A 23,226-nucleotide genomic window follows, 5' to 3' on the forward strand; every position below is an offset into this window, starting at 1 on the left:
CCGGCCCCTACACCATCAAAAGAACTCTTCTTTACTGAAACGTACTTTACATATCTTCCTCTTCGAGGTCTCCACAAAAGAGACAAAATGTTCTATCTCAGGGGAATGCGACCCGCTCTTTATCCGGGCCAGGGCATCGTCCACTGACAGCCCCGAGAGAAACATGGCCTTATAGGCTTCCTTGACCTCCCGTATCACGTCAGCCGTGAATCCGGCCCTCCGGAGCCCCACAAGATTTATCCCGCGTATGACCGAGGGACCTCTGACCAGAAGATATGGAGGAACATCTTTATTAACCCCGGTAAAACCGCCTATCATGGCGTATCTACCCACACGACAGAACTGGTGGAATACCACGTTCCCAGAAATGAACGCCCCCTTTTCCACCTTCACATGGCCCGCCAATAACGCTCCATTAGCTATTATGACATTGTCCTCTATTTCGCAATTATGGCCAAGATGCGACTGGACCATCAGCATATTATCGTCACCGACCACGGTAGCCGAGCCTTCGGCCGTGCCTCTATGTATGGTCACGTATTCCCTTATGACATTGTTCTTTCCTATCCGCGTAAATGTCGGACCGCCTTTATAGGCATGGTCCTGCGGGTCATTGCCTATCACGGCACCGGTATAAATAACGGTGTTCTCCCCGATCTCGGTACCTCCGCATATATAAGCGTTAGCCATGATACGCACCCCGGAGGCGATCTTTACACCCGCTTCTATGATCACTCCCGGACCTATTTCCACCGTGTCGGCTATTTCCGCGTCACGCGATATCATCGCCGTGCCATGAGCTTTCATTTACCTGTCCTCTTTTCTTTTATCAAGTTTAGCAACAAGGTCATTTATGACATCCGCTACGGGCTTAAGGTCGTGGTCTTCGCTTATTTCCAGCCTTATGGAATAATCCCCTTCATCTATCCTCCGGATATCATATTCCAGTCTTTCCAGGGGCGCTATAAAACGATATGACAGTACGGACGCCCATGTCAAGAGAAGCGCGAACACACCGGGAAGCCCTATAAGCAGCATCGCGTTTATCCTGGTTATCACAGGTATCAGGTCCCTTGCCACGACATCCGGCAAAAGTATCTGGTCCGCCAGGAGCGTGAATATAAGATAATACAGGCATCCTCCCACGAGCACGGTCGGTACCACCATGGATAAAGCCAGTATAATAAGATATCTGGACTGTAGTGACCTGTTCAGGTATTTTTTCCGCGGCTTATTTTTATCGCTCATTTTCCCCAACCTCCGGTTCTTCTTGAACGGCAATGGCTGCCTCTCCGGCGTCCGACGCCGATAGAGGCTTCTGGTCCATATATCCGAAAGTCACGTTATCGTAATATGCCTGCGCTATAGTACCGGTGCTATCCGCATCCGTCATGAAAGCTATCGCCAGCACATCATATTTAAGTTCGCGACCAAAAAGCTCCCTGTAATCCGCCGCTATATCCCTGAATTCGCGTTTCCACTCCCCGGCGGCACCGGACTCAAGCACCTTTATCATGACGTTCTTCGTATAAGGGCTCGCCGTCACCGTACCGGCCGGGATATGTTCGGTCCAGACATACTGTATGGCTTTAGTGTTAAGGAAAAACCCGGCGTGGAACACCACGTACATCTGCGCGGCAAAATCGAACTCTTTTTTCTTGCCCAGCGTTTCGTCCTCTTTGCGCCCGGGGAATTCGCCGATCTTCCAGTCCCAGGAAACGAACGGCCTCCTCTCGCGGTCCAGGCTGTATCTCAGTATAATGGCTGACGCTCCACCCTGGCTTTCAGCCTTCACCATGCTGCCAGTGGTCTCCGCCGGGAATATTGAATAATCCGTACTTTTTGGCGCCAGGGCCTGCTGCTCCCATTCGTCCAGCCCCGAAGAAGAGTCAAAATCAAAGCTCCGTTCTATATCATACTCCTCCATGCCGGGCAAAGCCGGCAGTTCCTCCTTTTGGACGCGGATATGATGGAACAACGCCGCGATAACCGAGGAGACACGGTCTTTCAATGTGCCGGACAAGACGGCAAAGATAACGACCGCGACAAGAAATACGAGCAATAATATAGGTCTTTTTTTACGCATAAAACGTCGTGACTACACGATCATATGTTGATCTTTTCAGCCCACTCTCCCAGATAAGGTATTTTCCAGTCATTACCTAATAATACCTGTAAGATGCAGAAAAGGGACAGAAGACTGCAAAGTATCATCCCCAGAAGATTAACGAGCTGGCCCAACACCGGAAGTATCCCTATTATACCTAAGGCGATCTCCAGTATGAACAGGAGAAGCCCCTGCCTCGCGTGGAACCTTACCGGGTCCCCGGCTTTTTTCATGGCCACCAGGATGACCGGTACTATGCATAAGAACGAAATGTATGACAGGATAGAATACACGCTGTTCTGCGAGAACTGGACGGTACGGTCGTTATCTCCCATAGATCGCCTCCTTGTTTTAAACACCGCCGCGAAAAGGTCTTGCCCCTTTCGCTCGCGTAAATATATATAAGTTTAATATATTTTATTATGATACCGCCAAAAGTCAACGTTTTACTTCCGGCGCCAGAAAAGCATAGCGACAACAAGCGGATACTATCCCTGGAAAAGATTATAAAAATATGGGGACTGGTTTTCCGGAACCGTTCTCTCCCCGTTTAAACCTGTACCCTATTGGTCGAGAAATACTCCATAAAATAAAAGACCCGGTCCACCTAAGTGGACCGGGTCTTTTGTGTAACTTGTGTTTACTTAGAAGCTGAGTTTTACTGTGCCGACGAGATCGGTAGCGATGTCATCGTTACCATCGACAAAGTGGGAACCCGGGAAGAACCATCCGGCCAGAAGACCGAATGTCACGTCTTCCGTGTAATCCCATGTCAACTGCAGGTCAAGTTCGTCACCTATGTTCTTTTTGGTGTTCGAAGCCGAAAGATCCTCAACAAGCCAGAAATGTCCATAAGTAGCGTTGAACATAAGGCTGTCGGTCGGCTGCAAAGAACCTCTTAAGAGCACCTGGTGCTGGTTGGTGTATGACGGGGTGCTTGACTGCGCCGTCGTGTAATATACGTTCTGGAATTCCCTTATGGCCGTATCGAACTTGCCTCTGAACATCGGGTCCCAGCCTTCGTAGTCGCCGCCTGTGTTCACACCTTCGTCGCCGATCTTTGACTGACCGGAATAGAAGATGTATTCAGCGCTAAGAACCGGCTTCCACGCGAACTGGTCCTGCCAGTAACGGCATTCGACCATAGCGTCGATCGCGAAAGCGCTTCTGTCCCTCTCGCTCACCTGGTTCGATATCATGTACTGACCGAACTGGTAAGCACCTTCAAGAGCGACTGTCCAGTCCTCTATCGGGTCCATGCTGCCACGGGCGCCTATAACATGAACGCTGTTATCAAGAGTACCGTTCACGCTTGTAAGAGCTGTGCCCTGACCGGCCGGACCGGGGTTCCTGGACTGCTTGAACCACCAGTAAGCTTCCGCTTCGGCGTTGTAAGAATCAAACACGTAACCTACGTTCACGCCCCACAGGTTGATGTCGTCATCGGCCTGTATCGCGTTCTCGGATATCGTCGCGAACACCGCGTCGATGGTCCAAGGATCGTAATCAAGAGTCGCCCTGATCGCGTCGAAAGATTCTATAGCTGTGTATTCCTGGGCGTATATCGCGCTATTCGGTACCTGCTGGTTGCGGCCGATTATGAAGCCCTTGCCGAACCAAAGGTCCTGACGACCTATCTTCAGCGTCAGCGGTGAATAAAGGAACTCTTTGAGTTCTATGTACGCAAGGTCGACCAGAACATCAAAGGAATGCGTGCCGCTCGGTGAATAAGAATTGACCGTGCCGTTCGCATCGATACGCCTGAGGTCCGCCGGACCGTCGTACTGGTCATCGCCCCATACTCTCTGGTTCACAAGGCGGATAACACCAGCTACGTTGTCCGTGAGGTCCGCGTCGAACTGTACTTCGGCGGTGCTCATAAGAGAGTTCGCCCAATCAGTCGTCGCGTCCACACCGGCTTCTGACGTATTGTTGTTAAGGTCGTAGTTGTCTCTCGCCAAAGCGCGCATGGTGATGTCGCCGCTTACTTTCACGCTCTGCGTTTCAGCATAGGCAGCCGCGGAGAACGCGAATACCAGCGCTATAACGCATAATACTTTAACTAATCTCATTTTACCTCCTTAAAGGTGAAATTTCGGATATTTCTTGAACTCTTGTATCAGTGAATAGATCTCTCTATTCTTTTCGTTTCTATGTTAGTATCGCCCTCAAGTTGACAGTTCCAGGCTTAATTTTCCCCGGTTTGATTTCTTCCCCCCTTTCTTTGCCAGAATCGAAACTGCCCAAGGCGGTACATGCGTCAATGATCCGTCACATGGATTTCACGGATATTTAACTTTCTATATTACGACATTTCTAACAAAGAACAATACCATATATGTAGGGAGTATAGCATGATTTCAGCCTAAGTCAAGATGTCAAAGGCCAAAATTCTATGTGTTAAGTTAATGTAAACTTATGTAGACTTTTCTCTTATGTACGCGCCTTTCGTACTAATTCTTCGGAATTACACAGTATCTCCCGGGTAACGGTGTCGTCACATCCTATCCCCTTCAGGATCGCGTCCCTCAACTCAATGGTCAAAAGATCCCCGGGAGCATGCGTATCAGTGTTAAGCACAAGTCCTGCGCCTACAGATCTGGCTATCTCCAGAACATACGCGTTGGTACCCGAATGCCCCTTACGTGCGGTTATTTCCAGCATCACTCCTTTATCCGACGCTGCCTGCGCGTCTTCAAGGGTTATTTTGCCTGGATGGGCCAATATATCCACCCCAGCGGAGATCGCGGCGGCGTTGGTACCCGGGATAACCGGCTCGACAGGCGACTCTCCATGGCCTACGACCATTCGCGCCCCTTTCTCCCTGGCATACCTTACCAGGTCCGCGAATACCTCTATTGGCACATGCGTTATCTCCACTCCGGGAATAACGGTGATATCCCAACACCGATTAAGGACCCCGGCCACCGCTACCACACCTTCCAACACGCGGTCGATATTGGAGTGGTCCACATGGTCGGTTATAGCAATAGCTGTATATCCGGCAACATGCGCCCTCCTGACCAGTTCACTGGGGATGAGCTCCCCATCGCTCAAAATAGTATGTGTATGCAGGTCTATCATTCCTTCCCCCTCCCGGATCGGTCAATACATCGTTCCTTACCTGAGCGCACATCATCAAGCCATTTGTTCAAAGCCATGGAAAACCTTGAAAGCGCCAGCTTTTCCGGCAATGAATATGACGACATCTTCTGGTTGAATATATCTTCCCGCATGCACATATCATCATGTATGACCTCGTCGGCATGTTTTACCGCAAGCAAGGTGTCGGACTCACCATCCCAGTTCTTGTTCACCGGGAACCCCGCTAACGCTAAAGGGCTATCCCATGTCGCGTCAACAAGCGCCCACCTCCCGTTTATCCGTGCCTTACATGCCAGGTGATATGTCACCGGCAGGTCGTCCGCCAGGCTTTTTACGCCGGAAGGCATTACCGCCTGGATATCCTTCCACTTGAAAGCATACGTGCAATATCTTACATCAACCCCCAACATACCGAACATGACCCCTAAAAGATAATGTTTGGGTACGCAAAACCCTTTATTCAACAACAGCATACCTTCCGGCCCTTTATGAGCGTCAAAAAATTCCGGGACTACACAGAAAGGGATATCTCTTATTGAAGTATATATATCTACAATATTATTCCCGGTTCTTCGACCGCTTGTCCATTCCCTGAATTTTGCCGAAATAATATCATTCATGTATTTTTTGCCTGAATATTGTGGAATTATCGTGTTTTTACTCCACTTTTACCCTTTATACAACATACGTTCTACAATGTTACTCCAAACATGTCCACCAGCTGACATAAGAAAGTAAACAATAATACCCACAAAAAGGAACATAGTAATAAATACAAGCACAACACGCGACAAAACTACCCGTGATCCGGCATTTTCAGGAGTATCCCCTTCCAACCGGCAGACCTCATCACATTTTTCTCCCCGTGACAGTTCATCTCCGCAAAAAAGGCACACGCCCCAGGTATCATCGTATTGAGTCATACATTTATCACATTTCATCCCCATACAGTTCCTCCCTCATTCCTTACACCGGACTGCGCCACAGGAACACCTTGTCTCCCGCCCGGACCGGGAACGGCATTTTGATCGCCACGGTGATACCTTTTTCCGCCAAAGATATTTTTTTATGTTCTATTTCCATTTCTTCCGCCGTGAAATAGAATGCCGGGGTCTTTTTCCCGCTTACAAGCAAAGTATCCCCGTTCCCTATGGGACATCCTTTTATCCTGACCTCGGCTACGCTTATCTTTTTGTAATATTTTACCACATCCCCCGCGAATATCTTCTCATAAATACGTTCTGAGAGAGCCCCTGAACTCTCGGGGATACCAAGATAGAAACCACTCGAGAACCCTCGATTGAAGGTGTTGTTCAATTCTCCCAGGAGCTCCCCTTTCATACCGCTATCCAGCCTGCCTTCGGAAAACGCGTCAAGCGCCTTCCTGTAAACAGAGGTGACCACCTTGACATATTCAGGAGGCCTTGCCCTTCCCTCGATCTTAAAAGCCTTTACGCCCGCCCTGATAAGCCTGTCCAGGAGGTCCAGCGCGCAGAGGTCCCTGGGACTGAGCACGTAGCCTTCCCCGAGCACATACTCACATTCTCCGGACATATCTTTTATCATGAATTCACGACGACACGGCTGCAGGCAATCCCCCCTGTTGGCGGACCTGCCGAACGCTTGATGTGAAAGATGACACCTGCCTGAAACACTTACACACATAGCTCCATGCACGAACGTTTCCACGGAACAATCTATATCGCGTTCCTTTAATGTCCTGATTATGCTCTTTATGTCCCTCAAACTGCATTCTCTCGCCAGGACAGCCCTTTTCACTCCCAACTTGGCGTATTTCGCCAGGGCTTCCGCGTTAGAAACACTTGCCTGTGTGGAAAGATGGACCGTAAGCCCCATCTCCTTAGCCAATGAGAGCGCCGCCATATCCCATAATATGACCGCATCCACACCCGCACTCCTGGCACGGGACAGGATCTTCCTTAATTTATCCAATTCGTTCTGATATATGATAACGTTGATCGCAAGATAGCCCTTCCTGCCGGCGGAATGGAGCGTGTCCATGACCGCGGGCAGTTCCAGCAGGTCGAAATTCGCCGACTGAAGCCGCATGTTGAGTCCTTTTACTCCGAAATACACCGCGTCCGCGCCGGACATGACAGCACTCGCCAACGAGCTCCAATCCCCTGCCGGGGATACAAGCTCAGGTATCTGTATTTTACGCGATCTTAAGGGGGTCATGAGAGATCATCGTTTCTTTCTCGTGTCTTCGCATTTTCTTTATCAGGGCTTCTCTTTTTTGGGCTTCGGACCTTGTTGAAGACGGTTCGACATATACCAGTTCCACCGGCAGCCGGCTCCTTGTATACCGTGCTCCAATTGTCGAAAGGTTATGTTCTTGTACGCGTCTGGCGGGATCCTTTGAAATGCCGGTATACAGCGTTCCATCGCCGCACTTGAGTATATATACATACCACATGTAGCGATTATACCAGAAAAAACAGCGCAAGTCGAATTCAGCGATACCGACGTATTTTGCCATATCCCCGGAACGCACCGGCAGATATATTATTCATTCACGCATAGAACGGTCTTTTCAACGCGCGTGATATCGTATCTCTCCCTGTCCCTGAACTCTTCCAGTTTGCCGAGATTCCAGGCGCCTGTGGGCCTGAAAAAACCGGTTATCCTGGCGAACACTTCTGTCTTGCAGTTCTTCTCGTCCATTTTATCTCCTTCCGGTTGTCATACTTGGATGCATTAATGATACATTATCGGTATCATTATGTCAAGGAGCACATGCTTTTTTACGACTCCCCTGAGACGCTCTGCCCTTTTCCGGCCATTTTGTTCACAAAAAAAGACTTCTGCCCGCATATCTCTTCGTTAGCATAAATACGGAACTCATATTTACCGGGATGCGCGAAACGTAATGCGGCAAGATTGAAAACGATATCATGTGTTTCCAGCGGGTTCTCGATCTTTATCGGGTCCGGGATACAGCCTTCCCCGACCACTTTACCCGACTCTAGGTCGACCAGTTCAAGCCTGAAGTCGTAAGGCCCCTTAGCATCAGTGAACTTGATGTATACCGCCAGGAATGGATGCACGCAGGGAAATTTATACGCGTTAATATTACCGAAGATGCCTATCAGGCTTTTTTTGTTGGTACCGGCCTCCGTGATCACCCTGTCACAAATAAGCATCGCGTTTATCAATGGGCGTGTAGCTTTTATCATCGTCCTCTCCGACTACCCGTAAAGATCATCTACCGGGTCACGACTCCGTTAAGTATGTTGAACCTGACCATCTTTTTCTTTTTTTCGACCGAAAGATCATATAGTTTTGCCTGTCTCGGGTCAAGCGGCCTCGCGCTGCCTTTAGCCACCATATACACGATCTCTGCCATATCGATAACCATGCCCTCGGCCTTCGCCCCCACTCCGGGCGTGAACTCTTTATAGGGGAGCTTGATCACTTCGCTGGCATGGGGCAAGAGCGTAAGGTAATTAAGCTGGTCGACCCTGTGGTCAAAATGTTCTTCATAATCTTCGCTGGGAATTATCACGGTATAAGGTATATTCTCCGTCCTGAGCACCTCGGCAAAGATCTGCGCGGCGCCCGCTGAAAGACACGCTACCCCCGCGGTCACACCATCCGCGCTTATCGCCTCACAGAACGAATCATAAAGCCACGCGCTTATATCCGCGCTTTCGGCCTCCCCGCCGTTGATCATTCCCGCTATCATCTGCGCTTCTCCGGGTCGATGGAAAGACCGGCCTAAGACTCGACCTTTCCATATGTGTAATTAAAAAGACGCAACCATTGTTCATCGTTCTGTTCCGTAAGACACACACCTATGTCAAAGCTCCCTCCCGCGACGAACTCCACACGAACAACGGTCCCGGAAGTTATTATAGGGGCATTGTATGGGGGCATCTCTTTTTCATAGAAAACAGGGCGGCATTCCCCTTCAGGAAAGTCTATCTCTATTTCCAGCATATCCCCGATCTCATATTTTCTTTCACTACGGAACAAGAGACCGTTTATGGATATATTCTCAGCGACCGCATCGATCTTCTCCCGGCTCTCTGAACTTGTCACAGTATGCCTGCGGCATTTTACGATAATACGCGATTCGATCCGAAGGTACTTGCGTTTTTCGGAACCGGTATCCCCGGACATCTCTCCTCCTTAGTCCTTTGGCAAAGACCTTACCCTCTCAGGCAAATATCATGCCCCGCCCACCCAGCTCTTGAACAGGGACATGAACGACGGCCCCGTAAGCCTGGCGTCGAAAAAAGCCTCTATACCCGCCTTTTTCCATTTAACACGTATCTCATCGATCACAACGGTATCATTGGTCTCGGTCCCCTTAACGTCCGAGTCACAGTAGATGAACACCTGAGGCGATCTATACCTTAATCCCGACAAAGCCTGGACGAACTGGTCCGGGTCCATGCTGATGAACGGCAAATGTACGACAATGACCTTGAACCTTGTCTTACTGCCCTTCTCCGACATTTCGGCCTCGTTCTTCACCATATGCACTTCATACCCGGCTTTTTCCAAAGACGGAGAGACCTTATCTATGACGAACCCGTTATCACTCACGATCATGGCCTTGTCCTGCAGAAGCTGTCCGACCTTTTCAAGAATGGCACCCATGTTTATAGGTTTTGTCTCGAACCCGTCAACGTTGAAAGCCTCGAACGTATCTTTCATCGCGGCCCTGGCCGTAAGCATCAGTATGGGGATATCCGGGATAGAAGGGTCATTCCTCAACGTCTTCAAAAAAAGAAACCCGTCTGTCCGTGGCATAAGCACATCCAGTATGATAAGATCGATCTTCTCGTCCCTTACTATCTCCAGACCCTTCTCTCCATCCTCCGCCGTAAAGACATCAAACCCCTTCCCCTTAAGATTGATCTCGAGTATCTTGCGTACGTCCGGGGCATCATCAATAACGACCACCTGTTTCGCTTTTTTCCGGTCCATATGTATCAGCTCTCCTCCATCACTGTTTCAGGGCTTTCCTTGCAGGTATCGCGGATAATATGACCCCCAGCAACATGACAGCTATCCCCAAAGGCATTATAACGGTCCATCTGCCGTACTCAATAAGATATGCCCCCAGCAAAAGCCCCAACCCGGCACCCAGGACCACCTTGGAAATAACGAACAGAACAAAAAAACCGGTATCAAGTTTTTTAACCTTATCGACCAGACCTTTCATCGTCGCCTCCCAACCCGGCGTGCACCATCGGTACGAACCTCACCGGCATGATATCCTTCTCATGGAATGATCTTTCAGCGGTTCTTTCCACTACATAAAGTTCCTGCTCACCCGTACCCACGGGCACGACCATCTTTCCGCCGTTCTTAAGTTGTTTTTTCAGAAACCCGGGCATTTCAGGCGGAGCGGCCGTCACGACAATAGCGTCGAACGGGACTTTTTCGGGCCATCCTGCGTACCCGTCACCATGCCGGAAATATATGTTCCCGTACCCCTGCGAAATAAGACGCTCACGCGCGGCGCGATATAATTCCGCGACTATTTCAATAGTATATACCTCACTGGCTATTTCCGCAAGAACCGCTGTCTGGTACCCTGATCCCGTACCTATCTCCAGCACCCGTTCTCCTCCCGTGAGGCCAAGCGCTTCCGTCATGAACGCGACCATATACGGCTGCGATATCGTTTGTCCGCACCCGATCGGGAGAGGGGCGTCAACATACGCCATATCCCTTGTCGCCCGAGACACATATTCGTGTCTCCTGACCTTTCTCATGGCCTTGAGAACGAGATCGTCCCCCACTCCCCGAGATACGATCTGGGTCCGGACCATGTCCTCCCTCTCCTGATCACACATGGGTCCTCCACGGCACTCATCCATCCCAGGCCTTATGCCATCACCCGAACAGACGGTCATTTCCCGTCATCCGACACACCGTCATGTTGCGAGTGCCACTCTTTATCCTCGCGAGCAAGTTCTTCCAGAGCTTTTTCCTCGGAATCGAACACGTCGAAAAGCCTGCTTATCCTGGCGATCTTCAGCATTCCCTTAAGCTTATCAGATATGTTGATCAAGACCAGCCGATGATGCACGTGTTTAAGCTCCGAAAGTGACTGCACAAGAAGAGCGCATGTCGCGCTGTCCACATGCTCGACATTTTTGAAATCAAGTAATATATTCTTGCGAAGCGATCCCCTTAAGGCCCTGTGCCTCAACTTGTCGACCTCGGGTATGGTATACATATCGATCCTACCCTTAAGACGCACTATATGCACATCGCCTTTCGCTTCTATCTGCTTGACATACGGCGCCATCCCCTTTCGCCCCTTGGTGAAGAACTCAAAAAGCATCTGCGCCTCTTTTCGGTACTGAGATCATTTTTCCTTCTTTAATTGGCTGAACATGAACCCTGCCAGAAAACATATGAATGCCGCGAACATAAGGGTATTCTGGAGCATTATATCCAAGTCGAAAAGAACAAGCCCCGCGAATATCACGCCCATGCCTATCAAAACTACAGTTATGGTCTCGGTCCTGTCGGTACTCATGCTGGATGACACTCCTGTGCCGACGTATATCCTATCGGCTAACTTGATATTGTCCCCTGTTCCGGTCTAAGGATCTTTCTCCAGGCCGATCCTTATTTCCCACCCATATCTGCGGACATCGGTAAGGCCAGTTCCCCAGCTCTCTATCTTCGCCCCAAGACCGGTTACCCGGTATAATGTTTATCTCGATCGACCACGTGAATGGAAGGACCCTGTCTAGATATCTACGCCTGCGTGTATCGTCCTCCCTTCAGGGCAATTGCTCATTGGGTCTTTTCTCTCCCCGAGAAGTATATCCTGTAATACATATTTTATATATTAATTTGGTGAAACGCAAATTTTGTTTCATACGCACGGAAGGTTTGTGGACATCGAGCTCGTTAATGACGGACCTCTTTTCGGTCTGGGTGGGGTGGAAAAAATGGTGCGCCCGGCGCGATTCGAACGCACGGCCTACTGCTTAGGAGGCAGTCGCTCTATCCTACTGAGCTACGGGCGCACTTGGGAAAACAGACCCGTAAATTATAAAAAAGATACAGGATATTTGCAAGCCCTATTTTTTCCCGGGCCTTCTGCCCCGGCTTTTCATCCTGGCTTCCGCGACCTGTTCCTGCTCTTCCATCATCTTACGGAGTTTTTCCATGCAGGCTGCCTCGATCTGCCGGACCCTTTCGCGGGTTATCCCAAAATGTTTGGCAGTATCCCTTAGCGTATGCGACACCCCATCGGGTCCGAGACCGAAGCGAAGCCTTAATATTTTCTGCTCTCGCTCGGTCATTTTGCCTAAAAGCCCTTCGATCCTCTCGTGGAGAAGGAACTTGCTCAGTTCATCCACTGAGCTAACGATACTTTCGTCCTCGATAAGGTCCATGAATTCTGAATCGCCCGATTCTCCTATAGGCGCGTTCAGACTGGATATGTTGGAAGCCATATGGTTCAGCTGCCTGACCCGGGTCAAAGGGAGTTTCATTTTTTTGGAGATATCATTAAGCTGTGGCGTTTTTTTCATCTTTTGCAGAAGCTGCTTCTTCACTTTCTGAAAACGCATCAGCATCTCCATCACGTACACGGGTATCCGCACGGTCTTTCCCTGGTTAGCGACGGCCCTTGTAATGAATTGTTTTATCCACCACGCGGCGTAAGTACTGAACCTGTATCCTTTCTCAGGATCGTACTTGCTTACCGCTTTCATCAGGCCCAGGTTCCCTTCCTCGATCAGGTCCAGCATCGGCACCCCAAGATAACTGTATTTCTTCGCGATGTTTATCACAAGACGAAGGTTGCTCTTGACCATTTCCTGCCGGGCTTTCTTGTTCCCCTTCTTGACCTTGCGGGCCAGCTCTTTCTCTTTTTCCGGCGACAATAGTGGGAGATCCCTTATATCCTTGAGATAAAGTTTTATTGCATCCATTTTCCCGCCATCCTTGATCGGTAATTTATATCTACAGAAAACCTATCGCCACAAAAACAGGACCTTTACCGGCTTTTACCCGCGACAGTACCGGACGGTCGGCACGCGTGCCGACCGTCCGGTATCCGCCATATCCTAGTTCTGCACCGTCGCCTGGGCTGCCGCCAATCTGGCTATCGGCACCCTGAAGGGCGAACAACTTACGTAATCCATACCCGCCTTATAGCAGAACTCTACTGAAGCAGGATCTCCTCCATGCTCGCCGCAGATACCCACTTTAAGGTTGGGTTTGGTCTTTCTCCCTCTTTCGATACCCATCTTTATGAGCTGCCCCACTCCCTCCTCGTCTATTGACTGGAAGGGGTCCTTTGGCAGTATGCCTTTTTCCAGATAAGGCACAAGGAAGTTCCCCATATCGTCCCTGGAGAACCCGAATGACATCTGGGTCAGGTCATTGGTCCCGAACGAGAAGAACTCGGCTTCTTCCGCGATCTTATCCGCCGTAAGAGCCGCGCGCGGGATCTCTATCATCGTACCGATCATCACCGGGAGCTTTTTCATGTTGTATTTGCCCAGCACTTCTTTCATGACCTTCGCGATCACGGCTTTCTGCTCGATTATCTCGCTGACACTGCTGACAACCGGTATCATTATCTCCGGAGCCACTTTCTTCTTGGCCTTTACCAACTCAGCCGTCGACTCGAGTATGGCCCTTACCTGCATCTCGGTCACCTCAGGATAGGTCACACCCAAACGCACCCCGCGGTGTCCCATCATCGGGTTATTCTCCTTGAGCGCCGCGATCCTTCTTTCCATGGTCCCCATATCTATGCCGAGCTGTCCGGCAAGTTCTTCCTGCTGTTTCCTCTCATGCGGCACGAACTCGTGAAGGGGAGGATCAAGCAGCCTTATGGTGACCGGCAGACCCGCCATAGCCTCAAGCGTGCCCTTTATATCCTTTTTCACATGCGGGAAAAGCTCGTTAAGAGCGGCTTTGCGCTCTTCCACGCTGCCTGAAAGTATCATCTTGCGTAATTTGGAAAGAGGCACTTCCGCCCCTTCCCCGTAGAACATGTGCTCGGTCCTGAAAAGACCTATGCCCTCGGCCCCAAAAGCCCTGGCCTTCCTGGCATCCTCTGGGGTATCGGCATTTGTCCTGACCTTCATCTTACGCACAGCATCGCATATCTTGAGGAAGTCATTCAGTACCTTGTTCTCTTTTGTTGCGTCGATCATCGGCACCTGACCGGCGTAGACAACGCCCTTGGTCCCGTTCAGCGTTATCCAGTCGCCTTCCTTAAGGGTGACTTTCCCCGTCGTAGCGGTCTTCGAGTGATAATCCACTTCAAGATCACCACACCCCACTATACAGCATTTTCCCCAGCCTCTCGCGACAAGAGCGGCATGCGATGTCATACCCCCACGCGATGTGAGTATAGCGCTGGCCGCCCTCATGCCTTCGACATCCTCAGGATTGGTCTCCTCACGGACCAGTATGACCTTTTTACCGTTCTTCGCCCATTCGACCGCGTCATCGGAACTGAAAACGACCATTCCCGCGGCTCCGCCCGGACCGGCCGGAAGACCTTTCGCTATCGGGGTTATCTTTTTCTCTTCCATCGGGTCTATTATCGGGTGAAGAAGCTCATCGAGCTGCGACGGTTTTACCCTCATGACAGCCGTTCTCTTGTCGATAAGACCTTCCTTGACCATATCTACCGCCATCTTGACAGCCGCCGGACCGTTACGCTTACCGTTCCTGGTCTGGAGCATATAAAGTTTCCCTTTTTCAATGGTGAACTCCATATCCTGCATATCGCGGTAATGTTTTTCCAACTTCCTCTGTATCTGGAAAAGCTGCTTGTAGAGCTTCGCGTTCCATTTTTCCAGTATTTTCTCGTGTTTATTGTGCTCACTCTGCGAGTTCGTGTTTATCGGAGCCGGCGTACGTGTCCCGGCCACAACATCCTCTCCCTGGGCGTTCACAAGATATTCGCCGTAGAACTTGTTCTCTCCGTTGCCCGGGTTCCTGGTGAAAGCTACTCCGGTAGCGGAATCCTCACCCATGTTCCCGAAGGCCATTGACTGTACGTTGACCGCCGTACCCCATTCGTGCGGGATACCTTCGATCACACGGTAGGATATGGCCCTTTTCCCGTTCCATGAACGGAATACCGCGCCGACACCGCCCCAGAGCTGTTCTTCCGCGTCATCCGGGAACTCTTTGCCAAGCACCTCTTTGACCTTTTTCTTATACGCGTCACAAAGTTCCTTCAGGTCGGCTGTGTCCAGATCCGTATCCAGGGTCACTCCCTTTCTTTTCTTCACGGCATGCATCAACTTCTCAAGCTGCTGGCGTATCCCCTGTCCTTCTTTCGGCTCAATCCCCGCGGCCTTTTCCATTACAACGTCGGAATACATGGTGATAAGACGCCTGTAGGCGTCGTAGACGAACCTTTCGTTACCACCCGACATCTTGATCAGGCCTGCCATGGTCTTTGACGTAAGGCCCACGTTAAGGACCGTCTCCATCATACCCGGCATGGACTGGCGCGCGCCGGACCTTACGGAAACAAGAAGAGGATCAGCGGGATCACCGAACTTCTTGCCCATGATCTTTTCCGTTTTTTTCATCGCCGCCGCCACCTGGTCCTTTATCCCGGCGGGATATTTACCGTTGTTCTTGTAGAACGCCGTGCATACCTCGGTGGTTATGGTGAACCCGGCGGGAACCGGTATGCCAAGACCTGCCATCTCTGCAAGGTTAGCCCCTTTCCCACCAAGAAGGTTTTTCATGCCCGCCTTTCCTTCGGCCTTTCCGCCGCCGAAGAAATAGACCATCTTTCCGGCTTTAGGACCAGCCACTTTCTTTTTGGCTTTCGTTTTCATTTCTCTCAACTCCTCCTTTTTACCCTCTTCGTAAAAGCCTGATGTATAGTGTCAACTCAACAACTATCACGCCTGGCAAAGTATATATACGTCCGGACAGATCAGAATCCCAGCCTGCCCTTCATGTACTCCTTGATGTTGGACGTGTCCACCCTTTCCTGCTCCATGGAATCCCTTTCACGTACGGTCACTTTGTTGTCTGAAAGGGAATCCACATCGATAGTGACGCAGAAAGGCGTGCCGATCTCGTCCTGCCTGCGATAAAGCCGCCCAATCGCGGCGGTATCGTCATAGACCACCCTGTAATCGCCCTTAAGGTCTTCCCTGATCTTATGGGCCATTTCAACTATTTCCGGTCGATTTTTCAACAAAGGTAATACGGCTATTTTAATCGGCGCCAGTTTTTTGTCCAGAGATAAATACACTCTCTGTCGGTCTTTGACGGTCTCTGTCCTGTACGCGTCGAGCAGGAAAGCAAGGACGCCTCTGTCCACCCCGCCGGAAGGTTCGATGACATATGGGGTGTACTTCTCTCCTGTGGCGCTGTCAAAGTACTGAAGCTCCCTGCCACTTATCGTTGAGTGCTGCCGAAGATCATAATCCGTCCTGTTGGCGATACCTTCGAGTTCCGACCACCCCATCGGGAAAAGATACTCAACATCATGGCACCTTTTGGCATAATGCGCCAGCTCGTCCTTATCGTGTTCGCGGAGCCTTAGCTTCTCCTTCTTTATGCCCAAGGAAGAATACCATGAAAGCCTTTCATTGACCCAGAAATCGTACCATTTATCGTCATCTCCCGGCTTAACAAAGAACTCTAGTTCCATCTGCTCGAATTCCCTGCTGCGAAAAGTAAAGTTCCCTGTAGTTATCTCGTTACGAAAAGACTTCCCTATCTGGGCCACCCCGAAAGGCGGTTTGCGTCTCGTGGAAATAAGTACGTTCTCGAAATTCACGAATATACCCTGGGCCGTCTCCGGCCTGAGATATACATCCACCCCCTGTCCCTCAAGTGACCCGACCTGTGTCTTGAACATGAGGTTGAAGCTTCTGGGTTCCGTCAGGGACCCTCCGCAATCAGGGCATTCTTTCTTCTTGAGGTGATCTATCCGGAACCTCTTTTTGCACTCCATGCAATCGACCATCATGTCGGCGAACGAACCTACGTGCCCCGAGGCCTTCCATGTCTCCGGGTTCATTATTATGGCGGCGTCCAGGCCCTCTATGTCGTTCCTGTCATAGACCATGGCCTTCCACCACTCGCGCTTGACATTGTTCTTTAGCTCGACCCCCAAGGGACCGTAATCCCAAACACTACCTATGCCGCCATATATCTCGCTGCTCTGGAATATAAAACCGCGGCGTTTACAGAGATTGGCTATATCCTTGAGCTCTACGTTCACCATACTTCTGTCCGTCATAAAAACCCTTCTATTGTTGTACGATACCACGAGCCTGCAAATGCTCGATGAAACGCATGGATCTGGCCTGCCGACCCACGTGGAACGATATGAAGGCCTTCAGTATGCCTTCCATCTCCCGGCCCACTTCCCGGCTGACCTTTATGTGCCCCGTTCTTTCTATATCCCTGTTAAGTATGTTCTCCATGAACCTCAGCGTACCCCGGGAAACATGCGTCGCGGAACTCTTGCCCTCGGAGCATGAGGCGCATCGTATACCGCCGCCCGCGACATCGAACACTACGCTCTCTCCCGGCGCGCCGCCACATACGATACACGTTTCCAGTTGCGGTCTCACCCCTATGGCTTCCAGCATCTTAAGTTCAAATATCCTGCCGGCCCTTCGGGGGCTTACGTCCGAAGCCAGCATCTTGAGGGATTTATCAAGAACTTCGTAAAGCGCCGGATTCGGGTCATAATCACTGGAGACCGTGTCTATTAATTCTATAAAATAATTGGCATATGTCAACCTTTCTATGTCGTTCCTGACAGGGTAATAGCCCTCGGTCGCCTCGCAAGCCGTTATCAGGTCCAGTCCCTTGCGGGCCTTTCGATAGAAAAGTAATGACACTTTAGTTAAGGCCTCGAAATTCCCCGCGAACTGAGGATACGGGGCCCTAACTCCTTTTATGACCCCTTTTATCTTGCCGAACTCACTTGTATAGACCACGAGTATATAGCTGGTCTCTCTTAACTGGTATTTACGGAGGATCACTCCTTCCGCTTTATGTGCGGCCATACATGGGCTCTTTCATTTGTTAACCATACGACATGGTCATAGATCAGGTGGCGACACCGCGCCGCCGGAAACTATGAGTTTCATCCCGTCCTCTACACTTATGTTCAGAAAATGCGCTTCCTCCCGCGGAACGATAAGGAATATCCCGCTCGTAGGGTTAGGCGTGGTCGGCAGGAACACCGCTATCGCCCCGTCGCCTGCCAGGGCCTTGAGCTCGCCTTTGGCGAACCCTGTGGTGAACCCGATGGAGTATATCCCTTTTCGCGGATACTCTATCACTACAACGTTCCTGAACACCGTTTTCCCCTGGCCGAATATAGCTGAGAAGATCTGCTTGAAGGCCGCGTACACCCTTCCCATCACAGGTACTTTTATAAGGAGCCGCTCTCCAAGGGAGAATATCCGGTTTATGAAGATTATCTTGGCCCCCCATCCGATCAGGGCCATAGTGAATATGGCCAGCAGGAAAACAAGGGTCTTCCCGATGAGCACATGCCTTCCGCCGCCTGTCGTCGCCGTGAACAATTCAAGTATTGGCTCCAGTATGGCATTATTCAGCCATTTGACCATGAAATTAACAAGGGCAATGGTCACCGCTACCGGCAGCAGGATAACTATGCCGTTAAAAAAGTTCACGAAGAACTTGTTCCAAATCTTCTTCATAAATATCCGCTTCCCCCTAGTGAAAAAAGCTGAAAGATCAACAGCGTGATAAGCGCCCCCAGGACACTGCCCGCCACGACCTCGGCCGGCGAATGCACCCCCACGGATACACGGCTCCTGGCGACCACAAGCGCCATGAGGAATACCAGTATCGAGACCAGTCCGTTCCATGTCAAGAGTGATACTATCATCCATATCGAAAAAGCCAGGGCGGAATGGCCGCTGGGCATCCCTCCACGCAGAAGTGACCTTTCCTTTCGCATCACTTTTATGAAAAGCACTATCCCCACGACTATCAGCAGAGCGATCAACGTAACATGCCAGGGGGATTGTTTTATCACGTTGAACGCCACCCCGACATGGGACGTTATCCGTCTGAAGAGCAGTATATACCCCACGATGAACGCGTTCACGGCACTGACGAACACAGCCCCGGCCGCTATATCCTTTATTATCTTCACCCTCTGGTCATATTCTCCGGTCATCATATCCACCATACGCTCAACGGCGGTATTGAACATCTCCGAAACAAGTACGAATGAGACCGCGAAACAAAGCAGCAGGAATTCCACGGATGAAAAATTAAAGTATATCCCGGCTATGAGCACAAGGAACCCGGATAGAAAATGTATCCGCATGTTCCTCTCCGATTGAAGAGTATGCACTACCCCCTCAAGCGCGGTATTCACGCTCTGGAAAAAATTACGGTTATAGATATCTTTCAGCTTTCTTGAGTATTTCATTTTCCTTCTTCTTCATGACGCGTTTTTTCGCGGGCGTAGTATCATCATATCCCGCGAGATGCAGTATCCCGTGTATCACGTATAACGCCGACTCCCTGACGAACCCTGTATCGTAAACTTTCGCGTTCAAGGCCGCTTTGTCCGTGGATATGGCTATGTCCCCTGAAAGGAACCCTTCCCGCATATCCTTGCCCCGCGGGAACGCCAGCACATCCGTCGAGGCGTCGACATCCTTATATCGCCTGTTCATCTTACGCATCTCGCGGTCATCAATGAGCAGCACATTGATCTCCCCGCGCATCGGGCCGAGATCCTCCACCACGCATCCGGCCACCTTACGCAGCGTTGTCAGGTTGATCTTTTTTTGGGGGTTTTGGTTTCTTAGGTTTATTTTTGGCTCCGTCATCCCCGCCATCCTTTTGTTTTTTCTCTTCATCCGGATATTCCGGACGAGCATGGAACACCCCCATAAGCACACGCGAGAAACTGTCCGCTATCTTGTTCATATCCTTAAGGGTAAGGTCACATTCATCAAGCTGTCCGTCGATGAACTTGTTGTTGATGATCCTCCTGACAAGGTTACGTATGCTGGACGGGGTAGGATCATCAAGAGTACGGCTTGACGCCTCTACGGAATCCGCCAGAAGTATTATAGCGCTTTCCTTCGTCTGGGGTTTCGGACCGGGATACCTGAAATTCTCCTCGTTCACCACATTGCCGTCCTCGGACTTCTCCACAGCCTTCTGGTAGAAATAATATATAAGCCCGTCCCCATGATGCTGGCTGATAAAATCTATTATGGCTTTGCTCAGGTTGTGTTTCCGGGCTATCTCCGTCCCTTCCTTCACGTGCTTGGATATTATCAACGCGCTCATCGACGGGGCAAGCTTGGAGTGTCTTGACCCCATACCCATCTCATTCTCCGTAAAATACTCAGGCTTGTTAATCTTGCCGATATCGTGATAATAGGCCCCTACCCTCGCGAGCAGGCTGTTCGCCCCTATGGCATCGCATGCCGATTCCGCGAGATTGCCTACCATTATACTGTGATGATAGGTGCCAGGGGCCTCCATCGCCAGCCTTTTCAGCAAGGGATGATTAAGGTCTGATAGTTCGAGCAGGCTTATGTTGGTCGGTATCTTGAACCAGTGTTCATACACAGGTAAAAGCCCCATGACGATGAACCCCGACATCACTCCGCTGGCTATACCCCACATGCCATCCTTAAAGAAAAAATCCGGTTCCATTCCGTTTATCAGGCCGATACAGCTTATCGCCAGGAATTTGGCGCCGCCCGCGGCCAGACCGGCCCATAGTATATTCGCCCTTCGGCGCAGGCCCCTTAATGAGAATATGCCGACGATAGCCCCTGTCATAAGCACGAATAAAAGCTCGATACCTCCCCCTATCAGTAGAGAGATAAGTACACTCACCATCATCACCGAAAATATCGCTATACTGTGATCTACAAGCACGGCTATCATCATGCCCATCGCGGCCAGAGGAATGAAATAACTGGGCTGGGGGGACCGGGTGACCAGATCCGCCACGACCACGGCCAGCAACATGTTTATAAGTATCACCGCTACGTTCTTTGTGTCCTTCAAGACATCCACTTTACGAACAAGCAGGCTGTAGATGACAGCCGTAACGCCCAGGAGAAGGAACAAAAGAAGTACGCCCAGGAAAAACACAGGCGTGACCCCAGGGCGGAAGAACCTTCTCAGCTGCGAGAGCTGGGCTATGTGCCTGGGTTCAAGACGTTTTCCTTTCTCGACGATCAGCTCGTTCTTTTCAACGGCCCATATCCGGTACACCGGCGTGGAACGGGCAAGAGCCTCTTCTCTTTTTTCCTGACGCTTTCCCGCGTCCAGGAACAGGTTAGGGGTAAGGTTCGGCAGGATAACAGCGTTCAAGGCACCGCTTATACGTCTTTCGCCCCGGAACTCCCTGTAAAGATATTCTTCTACCGCCTTATGCGCCCCCCGTTCGGTCAGAAGCTGGTTACGCGCGCGTGTGGCTTCCCTGTTAGGATCGCTCTCGTATATCTTCACCTCGGAAGCCCCCGCATCGTCTATGGCCCGGGCATCTTCAGGGGAAACATACCCCATCCTGAATATCCTGTTGAGTATCTTTATGGACTTCTGCCTGAGCTTATGCGTATCCTTATATTCCGCGAGAAGCTTGATGTTCTTTTCCGAGATCTCGAAACTGACATCCTCTTTTATACGGGTCATATACCCGGACGCGTCCCCTCCCGATGCCTTTTCGTCCTCGATATTGTCGAACAGTACGTTAACGGAATTCTCCGCCCGGCGTTCTACGGACCTGTCCCTCCTGAAATAGAACGGGACTGCCTTCACCGCCGCGTCCTTTGCCTCAGCGGTCCTTTTTTCGTCTATATCCCATTGATACGTGAAATCATAAGGCGCGTATATGTTCTTCAAGGCGATATCGCCCACATGCATATTACCTTTATAAAGCTGCGGGCTCACGAACATACTGCCTATGGCCGCGACCATGAACAAAAAGATGAACAACACCAACAGGGCTTTGTCCCCCAGTATGGAATCATACACTTTCCGCAAACGCTCTCTATCTATCATTGGAAGCCTCTTCCTCGCTCTTGTACACCTTTATTATCTCCTGTACCAGTTCATGCCTCACGACATCCTCTCCTTTGAGGGTAACGAACTCTATGCCCTCTATCCCGGAAAGAAGGTCACTGGCGTGCACCAGGCCGGACTGTTTGCCTCTCGGCAGATCGCTCTGGGTAATATCTCCGGTGATCACTGTCTTTGCCCCGAACCCAAGTCTGGTCAGGAACATCTTCATTTGTTCCCTGGTGGAATTCTGCGCCTCGTCCATTATGATATAGGAATCGTTCAGGGTCCGCCCCCTCATGAACGCCAGGGGAGCCACTTCAATTATCCCTTCCTCCATGTATTCCCTGGCCTTATGAGGCTCGACCATATCATAAAGCGCGTCATACAAGGGGCGAAGGTAAGGATTGACCTTTTCATACATGTCCCCCGGAAGAAATCCCAAGCTCTCCCCCGCCTCGACCGCCGGACGCGTCAATATTATACGCGTCACCAGGTTCTTTTTCAGGGCGTTCACTGCCATCGCCATGGCCAGATAGGTCTTTCCGGTCCCTGCCGGGCCTATGCAGAAAACTATATCGTTCCTGCGGATCGCGTCTATGTATTTTTTTTGGCCCGCGCTACGCGGTGCTATATACGCGCGTTTGGAGCTGACTTCTATCCTGTCCAGGAAGATGCTGTTAAGAGCCATGCCCGGATCCTCGGCCTTCAATGAGTACCCCACGTCCCGGCTCGACAGTTCTCCACCCTTCCTTATCACAAGGAGGAACTCGTTGATGATATCCACGGCCTTTATCAGGCCCTTATCGTCATTCGACGTTATCTTGAGCTCGCCGTCCTTGAACGCGGTGGATACGCCTAAGGCTTTTTCGACCTTCCTGAGGTTCTCGTCATGCTTACCGAACAGTTTTCGGGCCTCAGAATCATCCGTGATGACAATTCTCTCTTCCTGCATACCTATTCCTCCAGCCCCTGAAGTCTTT

At 50.6% G+C, this 23,226-nt stretch carries 28 protein-coding genes and 1 tRNA gene; all 29 read right to left on the reverse strand.

The features are described from left to right. Positions 1-15 precede the first annotated feature (15 nt). Positions 16-807: an acyl-ACP--UDP-N-acetylglucosamine O-acyltransferase gene (gene lpxA, locus PHH49_03750; GenBank protein ID MDD5488063.1), complete on the reverse strand. Its 792-nt coding sequence runs from the start codon at positions 805-807 to the stop codon at positions 16-18. Next, positions 808-1,248, reverse strand: a complete 441-nt coding sequence (locus PHH49_03755; GenBank protein MDD5488064.1) for a hypothetical protein — start codon at positions 1,246-1,248, stop codon at positions 808-810. Then, the gene (locus tag PHH49_03760) at positions 1,238-2,086 is read right to left on the reverse strand and encodes a DUF3047 domain-containing protein (GenBank protein MDD5488065.1); all 849 of its coding nucleotides are present in this window, start codon (positions 2,084-2,086) and stop codon (positions 1,238-1,240) included. The genes PHH49_03755 and PHH49_03760 overlap by 11 nt, the downstream gene beginning before the upstream one ends. A gap of 20 nt (positions 2,087-2,106) precedes the next feature. Beyond that, complete coding sequence (locus PHH49_03765; GenBank protein MDD5488066.1) at positions 2,107-2,442, reverse strand: hypothetical protein; 336 nt, start codon at positions 2,440-2,442, stop codon at positions 2,107-2,109. 309 nt (positions 2,443-2,751) lie between these two features. Beyond that, complete coding sequence (locus PHH49_03770; GenBank protein ID MDD5488067.1) at positions 2,752-4,179, reverse strand: alginate export family protein; 1,428 nt, start codon at positions 4,177-4,179, stop codon at positions 2,752-2,754. 361 nt (positions 4,180-4,540) lie between these two features. Then, positions 4,541-5,191, reverse strand: a complete 651-nt coding sequence (locus PHH49_03775) for a histidinol phosphate phosphatase domain-containing protein (protein ID MDD5488068.1) — start codon at positions 5,189-5,191, stop codon at positions 4,541-4,543. Continuing rightward, on the reverse strand, positions 5,188-5,685 hold the full coding sequence (locus PHH49_03780; protein ID MDD5488069.1) for a hypothetical protein: 498 nt from the start codon (positions 5,683-5,685) through the stop codon (positions 5,188-5,190). The genes PHH49_03775 and PHH49_03780 overlap by 4 nt, the downstream gene beginning before the upstream one ends. Before the next feature lie 195 nt (positions 5,686-5,880). Beyond that, positions 5,881-6,159 (reverse strand): hypothetical protein, encoded by a 279-nt coding sequence (locus tag PHH49_03785; protein ID MDD5488070.1) that lies wholly within the window; start codon positions 6,157-6,159, stop codon positions 5,881-5,883. A gap of 19 nt (positions 6,160-6,178) precedes the next feature. Continuing rightward, positions 6,179-7,411: a U32 family peptidase gene (locus PHH49_03790; protein MDD5488071.1), complete on the reverse strand. Its 1,233-nt coding sequence runs from the start codon at positions 7,409-7,411 to the stop codon at positions 6,179-6,181. Then, positions 7,389-7,649, reverse strand: coding sequence for a GIY-YIG nuclease family protein (locus PHH49_03795; protein MDD5488072.1), 261 nt, complete (start codon positions 7,647-7,649; stop codon positions 7,389-7,391). The genes PHH49_03790 and PHH49_03795 overlap by 23 nt, the downstream gene beginning before the upstream one ends. Before the next feature lie 89 nt (positions 7,650-7,738). Further along, on the reverse strand, positions 7,739-7,897 hold the full coding sequence (locus PHH49_03800) for an anaerobic ribonucleoside-triphosphate reductase (protein ID MDD5488073.1): 159 nt from the start codon (positions 7,895-7,897) through the stop codon (positions 7,739-7,741). Between the two features lie 80 nt (positions 7,898-7,977). After that, positions 7,978-8,409 (reverse strand): hypothetical protein, encoded by a 432-nt coding sequence (locus PHH49_03805; protein ID MDD5488074.1) that lies wholly within the window; start codon positions 8,407-8,409, stop codon positions 7,978-7,980. Positions 8,410-8,438: 29 nt separating this feature from the next. Next, the gene (locus PHH49_03810) at positions 8,439-8,918 is read right to left on the reverse strand and encodes a hypothetical protein (protein ID MDD5488075.1); all 480 of its coding nucleotides are present in this window, start codon (positions 8,916-8,918) and stop codon (positions 8,439-8,441) included. A 32-nt stretch (positions 8,919-8,950) separates the two neighbouring features. Beyond that, positions 8,951-9,355 (reverse strand): PilZ domain-containing protein, encoded by a 405-nt coding sequence (locus PHH49_03815; protein MDD5488076.1) that lies wholly within the window; start codon positions 9,353-9,355, stop codon positions 8,951-8,953. A 48-nt stretch (positions 9,356-9,403) separates the two neighbouring features. Beyond that, on the reverse strand, positions 9,404-10,168 hold the full coding sequence (locus tag PHH49_03820; protein MDD5488077.1) for a response regulator: 765 nt from the start codon (positions 10,166-10,168) through the stop codon (positions 9,404-9,406). Positions 10,169-10,187: 19 nt separating this feature from the next. Next, on the reverse strand, positions 10,188-10,406 hold the full coding sequence (locus PHH49_03825) for a hypothetical protein (protein MDD5488078.1): 219 nt from the start codon (positions 10,404-10,406) through the stop codon (positions 10,188-10,190). Further along, the gene (locus PHH49_03830) at positions 10,387-11,043 is read right to left on the reverse strand and encodes a protein-L-isoaspartate(D-aspartate) O-methyltransferase (GenBank protein ID MDD5488079.1); all 657 of its coding nucleotides are present in this window, start codon (positions 11,041-11,043) and stop codon (positions 10,387-10,389) included. Before PHH49_03830 ends, PHH49_03825 begins: the two co-directional genes overlap by 20 nt. A gap of 56 nt (positions 11,044-11,099) precedes the next feature. Beyond that, positions 11,100-11,537 carry an STAS domain-containing protein gene (locus tag PHH49_03835; protein ID MDD5488080.1) on the reverse strand — a complete coding sequence of 146 codons (438 nt, stop codon included), beginning with the start codon at positions 11,535-11,537 and terminating at the stop codon, positions 11,100-11,102. 24 nt (positions 11,538-11,561) lie between these two features. Beyond that, positions 11,562-11,735: a hypothetical protein gene (locus tag PHH49_03840; protein ID MDD5488081.1), complete on the reverse strand. Its 174-nt coding sequence runs from the start codon at positions 11,733-11,735 to the stop codon at positions 11,562-11,564. 422 nt (positions 11,736-12,157) lie between these two features. Further along, positions 12,158-12,234: transfer RNA gene (locus PHH49_03845), tRNA-Arg, on the reverse strand. 54 nt (positions 12,235-12,288) lie between these two features. After that, positions 12,289-13,146 (reverse strand): RNA polymerase sigma factor RpoD/SigA, encoded by an 858-nt coding sequence (locus tag PHH49_03850; GenBank protein MDD5488082.1) that lies wholly within the window; start codon positions 13,144-13,146, stop codon positions 12,289-12,291. Between the two features lie 135 nt (positions 13,147-13,281). Continuing rightward, positions 13,282-16,035 carry a pyruvate, phosphate dikinase gene (gene ppdK, locus PHH49_03855; GenBank protein ID MDD5488083.1) on the reverse strand — a complete coding sequence of 918 codons (2,754 nt, stop codon included), beginning with the start codon at positions 16,033-16,035 and terminating at the stop codon, positions 13,282-13,284. A gap of 101 nt (positions 16,036-16,136) precedes the next feature. Continuing rightward, positions 16,137-17,456, reverse strand: coding sequence for a glycine--tRNA ligase (locus tag PHH49_03860; protein ID MDD5488084.1), 1,320 nt, complete (start codon positions 17,454-17,456; stop codon positions 16,137-16,139). A gap of 10 nt (positions 17,457-17,466) precedes the next feature. Beyond that, positions 17,467-18,234, reverse strand: a complete 768-nt coding sequence (gene recO / locus PHH49_03865) for a DNA repair protein RecO (protein ID MDD5488085.1) — start codon at positions 18,232-18,234, stop codon at positions 17,467-17,469. Positions 18,235-18,270: 36 nt separating this feature from the next. Further along, on the reverse strand, positions 18,271-18,897 hold the full coding sequence (locus tag PHH49_03870) for a DUF502 domain-containing protein (GenBank protein ID MDD5488086.1): 627 nt from the start codon (positions 18,895-18,897) through the stop codon (positions 18,271-18,273). Continuing rightward, a complete protein-coding gene (locus PHH49_03875; GenBank protein ID MDD5488087.1) occupies positions 18,894-19,640 on the reverse strand; it encodes a diacylglycerol kinase in 747 nt (248 codons plus the stop codon). The genes PHH49_03870 and PHH49_03875 overlap by 4 nt, the downstream gene beginning before the upstream one ends. Next, on the reverse strand, positions 19,606-20,046 hold the full coding sequence (gene ybeY, locus PHH49_03880) for an rRNA maturation RNase YbeY (protein ID MDD5488088.1): 441 nt from the start codon (positions 20,044-20,046) through the stop codon (positions 19,606-19,608). Before ybeY ends, PHH49_03875 begins: the two co-directional genes overlap by 35 nt. Continuing rightward, positions 19,976-22,246 (reverse strand): HDIG domain-containing protein, encoded by a 2,271-nt coding sequence (locus tag PHH49_03885; GenBank protein ID MDD5488089.1) that lies wholly within the window; start codon positions 22,244-22,246, stop codon positions 19,976-19,978. Before PHH49_03885 ends, ybeY begins: the two co-directional genes overlap by 71 nt. Further along, on the reverse strand, positions 22,236-23,198 hold the full coding sequence (locus PHH49_03890; protein ID MDD5488090.1) for a PhoH family protein: 963 nt from the start codon (positions 23,196-23,198) through the stop codon (positions 22,236-22,238). Before PHH49_03890 ends, PHH49_03885 begins: the two co-directional genes overlap by 11 nt. Between the last annotated feature and the right edge of the window lie 28 nt (positions 23,199-23,226).

This window comes from Candidatus Omnitrophota bacterium, from assembly GCA_028715965.1.
Taxonomy (GTDB): Bacteria; Omnitrophota; Gorgyraeia; order Tantalellales; family Tantalellaceae; genus JAQUQS01.